The organism is Bifidobacterium sp. UBA6881 (genome assembly GCA_002451435.1).
GTDB lineage: Bacteria > Actinomycetota > Actinomycetes > Actinomycetales > Bifidobacteriaceae > Bifidobacterium.
In genome coordinates this window covers 6,911-11,268 of the sequence record DKCF01000078.1, presented here as the reverse complement: position 1 = coordinate 11,268, position 4,358 = coordinate 6,911, and the positions used below count along the sequence as shown (strand labels likewise).

3 protein-coding genes are annotated in these 4,358 nt (G+C 60.5%); all 3 read left to right on the top strand.

Annotated elements, in window-relative coordinates; genetic code table 11:
- Nucleotides 1-134 precede the first annotated feature (134 nt).
- From B3C64_RS06250 to B3C64_RS06240, 3 genes are read left to right on the top strand one after another with little or no spacing between them, the layout of a single operon-like run.
- The gene (locus tag B3C64_RS06250; protein WP_291534500.1) at nt 135-1,208 is read left to right on the top strand and encodes an ABC transporter permease; all 1,074 of its coding nucleotides are present in this window, start codon (nt 135-137) and stop codon (nt 1,206-1,208) included.
- A 1-nt stretch (nt 1,209) separates the two neighbouring features.
- A complete protein-coding gene (locus tag B3C64_RS06245) occupies nt 1,210-2,385 on the top strand; it encodes an ABC transporter permease (RefSeq protein ID WP_291534499.1) in 1,176 nt (391 codons plus the stop codon).
- Nucleotides 2,386-2,389: 4 nt separating this feature from the next.
- Nucleotides 2,390-4,102 (top strand): dipeptide ABC transporter ATP-binding protein, encoded by a 1,713-nt coding sequence (locus B3C64_RS06240; protein ID WP_291534498.1) that lies wholly within the window; start codon nt 2,390-2,392, stop codon nt 4,100-4,102.
- Nucleotides 4,103-4,358: the final 256 nt, after the last annotated feature.

The following is a 4,358-nucleotide window of genomic DNA, read 5'->3' as shown; positions in this document are numbered from 1 at the left end:
GATGCGTCGTTCCGCTTCCGTTACGCTTCCGTGACCAAGTCCTGAAACTGACCTCATGCTGCCCCTGAACGGTGTTTTGGCCGTTCAGGGGCTCAATTTGTATCAAAACACCCCCATCCACAAAGGAGCCAGACGTGACGCAAAGCGCAACTGAGGCTCAGCCGAAAGCAAAGAGGAACAAGCTTTCCAGCGGATTCTTCCGCTTCGTGCTTACCCGCTTTCTGCTGATCATTCCGACCGTCTTCATTCTTGTAACCATCGTCTTCTTCGTGATGCGAGCCACCGGCGATCCGATTTCCGCGGCGCTTGGCGGCCGACTCACGCCGGAGGAGCTGCATAAGCGCATCCACGCGGCCGGATACGACCGTCCGCTCATCGTGCAGTATCTCGACTACCTCGGCGACCTGCTCCACGGCGACCTCGGCACCACGCTGACCGATAACCAGAAGGTCATCACCATCCTCACCCGATATGGCGCGGCCACCTTCGAACTCGCGTTCCTGGCATTGATCGTCGCATTGGTCGTCGGCATCGGCCTGGGACGCATCGCGGCCCGGCACCGCGACCATGCCGCGGACGCCGGCATCCGCACCTTCGCCATCCTGTGCTACGCCACGCCGGTGTTCTTCCTCGGTCTGGTGCTGAAGCTCATCTTCGCCATCTGGCTGAACGTGCTGCCGGCCTCCGGTCGCTCGTCGCTGGAAAGCGAAATGCAATTCAGCCGTCTGATTTCGCCGACGGGCTTCTACATCATCGACGCGATACAGTTGGGCGAGCCGTCCGTGCTGATCGACGTGCTGCGTCACGCGGTACTGCCGGCGCTCGCATTGGGACTGCTCACCGCAGGCGTGTTCATCCGTCTGGTGCGTACCAATGTGATCTCCACCTACAATTCCGGCTATGTGGAGGCCGCACGTTCCCGCGGCGTCTCCGAAAAACGACTGCTCGACAAGCATGCATGGAAGCCCGCGTTGATTCCGATCATCACCGTGATGGGCATGCAGATCGCACTGATGCTCGCGGGCGCGGTGCTCACCGAAACCACCTTCGAATGGAAGGGCCTCGGCTTCATGCTGTCGCAATACCTGAAGGCGCGTGATTTCGTCGCCGTGCAGGGCATCGTGATTCTGATCGCCATCATCGTGGCCGTCGTCAACTTCATCGTCGACGTCATCGCCGCGCTGGTCGACCCGAGAGTGAGGTACTGATATGAACGCAGCATCTACCAACAAGGTCACCGTCCCCGGCGATGATCGTCTGGACAAGCTGAATCTCAACAAGAAGACGCCGTTATGGCACAAGATTCCGATCATCAAGGAACTTCGCGTGGCCGTCGGCTGGCAGAAGGGCATGCTGATCACCGGACTCGTGCTCACGGCGTTCTTCCTGCTTGTTGCCATCTTCGCGCCGCTGATCGCGCCATATGGATACGCGCAGCTCAAGGACGCCAACGGGGTCTCCTTCCCCGCGCAGGCGGCACCGTCCTCCGAACACATCTGGGGTACCACCGCAGGCGGATATGATGTGTTCAGCCGCGTCGTGTGGGGCGCACGCACCGCGGTCATCGCCATCATCGTGGCAGTGCTGCTGTCGATTTTCGCCGGCGTGCTGCTCGGTTTGGTCTCCGGATACTTCGGTGGTTGGGTCGATCGCGTGCTCGTCATGATCGCCGACGCCGTGTATTCGTTCCCGTCGCTGTTGCTCGCCATCCTGATGGCCATCATGATCTCCCACGGCCAGTCCGGTCTGTGGAGCGGCATCTTCGCCTCCGGCATTTCGATCACCGTGGTGTACATTCCGCAGTATTTCCGCACGATTCGCGCCGAGGTGATCCGTATCAAGGGTTCCGCGTATGTGGAATCCGCCCGTGTGGTCGGCGCCTCCACCTGGCGCATCATGACCAAGCATCTGTTCAAGAACTCCACAAGAACGTTGCCGGTGATTCTGACGCTGAATTCCTCGGAGGCCATTCTGACCCTCGCTGGTCTGGGATTCCTCGGCTTCGGCATCGAACCGACCGCGGCTGCCGAATGGGGATACGACCTCAACCGTTCCGTGTCCGATGTGACCGCGGGAATCTGGTGGACGGCCGTGTTCCCGGGCATCGCCATCGTGCTGATCGTGCTGGGCATCACCCTCGTGGGCGAATCCCTGAACGATCTCGCCGACCCACGTCTGCGTGCCCGCAAGTCGGCAGGCGAGGTCGTGGGCTCCATCGAAGACACCTCCGTCGACCCCAGCGAAAAGCCGGGAGCGCGCAATGAGGTCATGGCCGAACTCGACGCCGCCAAGAATCCGATGGGCGCCAGCGACGTGCCGGTGACCGTCACCGATCGTGATCCGTCATTCAAGTCCTCCGAGTGGGGCGCAAAGGAAGGGAAGTGAACCGATGAGCGAAATCAAAGACGACAATCTCGCCGAAATCAAGGATTTAAGCGTCTCGTTCATGACCGACGCCGGATCCATCAAAGCCATCGACAAGATCAGCTTCGAAATCCCACGCAAGAAGGTCATCGGCGTGGTGGGCGAATCCGGCTCCGGCAAATCCGTGACCGCGCGATCCATCATCAAACTGCTGCCGGAGACCGCGACGACCTCCGGCGCGGTCTATCTGTCGAACCGCAAAGGCGACGAGCAGCTCGACGTGCTGTCGCTCTCGGGCGAACAGCTGCGCGAGATGCGTGGCGCCGAAGCCGCGATGGTGTTCCAGGAGCCGAATTCGGTGCTCAACCCGGTGTACACCATCGGATGGCAGATCGAGGAGGGCCTGCGCGCCCACGGCATGAAGGACAAGAAGGAACTCCGAGCCAAGGCCATCGACATCCTGCGGAAGGTGGGCATTCCGGATGCCGAAACCCGTGTGGATTACTATCCGCACCAGTTCTCCGGTGGTCAGAAGCAGCGCATCGTCATCGCCATGGCCCTGGTGCTCAATCCCGGACTCATCCTCGCCGATGAGCCGACCACCGCGCTGGATGTGACCGTGCAGGCGGAAATCCTCGATCTGTTGCGTCTGGCACGCGACGAATTCGACGCCTCCGTGCTCATCATCACGCACAACATGGGCGTGATCGCCGACATCGCGGACGAGGTCGTGGTCATGTACCGCGGGCATGTCGTCGAACAGGGCAGCGTGGAGCAGATCTTCTATTCGCCGAAGGCGGACTACACCAAGCGACTGCTCTCGGCCGTGCCGCGCATTGGTCAGAAGCTCATCGTCAAAGACTCCGACGGCAAGGTGATCGAACGTCAGAAGGATTGGCGCGAGCAGCCGATAGCTGTCGAGGCGAAAGGTCTGACCGTCACGTATCCGGGGCATCTTATGCAGCCGGACTTCAAGGCCGTGGATGGCATCGACTTCACCATCCATCGTTCCGAAGTCCTCGGACTGGTGGGTGAATCCGGTTCCGGCAAATCGACCACCGGCCGTGCCATCGCCGGTCTGCAGAAGGTTTCCGGCGGATCGCTCAATGTGCTTGGCGTCGAGATGAACGGCGTGAAGGAACGCGATTTCAAGCCCAAGCGCGCCGACATCGGTTTCGTGTTCCAGGATCCGGGCAGCTCGTTCAACCCGCTGATGACCATCGCGGAGAACGTGGCGGAACCGCTGATCGTGCACAAAAAGTACTCGTCGGTGTATGAGGCACGGCACTATGTCGGCGACCTGCTGGAGATGGTGCAGCTGCCGCGCGCCTACATGAACCGCTTCCCGCACGAGCTTTCCGGCGGTCAGCGTCAGCGTGCGTCGCTGGCGCGCGCGTTGGCGTTGAAGCCGAGCCTGCTCATCGCCGACGAGCCGACCTCCGCGTTGGATGTGTCGGTGCAGGCGAAGGTATTGGAACTGTTCAAGCGTCTGCAGGCTGAAATCGGCTTCGCGTGCCTGTTCATCACCCATGATCTCGCGGTGGTCGACATGCTCGCCGACCGCATCATGGTGATGCACAAGGGACGGATCGTCGAACACGGCGATGCCGACCAGATTATGCACGACCCGCAGAATCCGTATACGAAGAAGCTTTTGGCTTCGTTGCCGGTGCCGGATCCGCGCGAACAGCGCAAGCACCGTGAGCATCTGCACGAACTGCTCGCCGCACAGCGGTAGTTCGCCGGACCAATAACGGATTCCAATTACTGACGGTAAGGGCCTCCAACGAATCCCGCTGGAGGCCCTTCATCGTCAGTGCCGTTCATGCAGTTCGAAAAACCGTTGTGCGATTCATGCAGTTTCCGCCGGTACAATCCGGGCGCTTCCTGCATAATTCGCACGACGGATTGTTTTAGCTGGCGGAAACTGCATGGGAGGCACGATAGGTGTGTCGATTGGACGCAGAATCCATCGACATGGGATCAGTGGATGG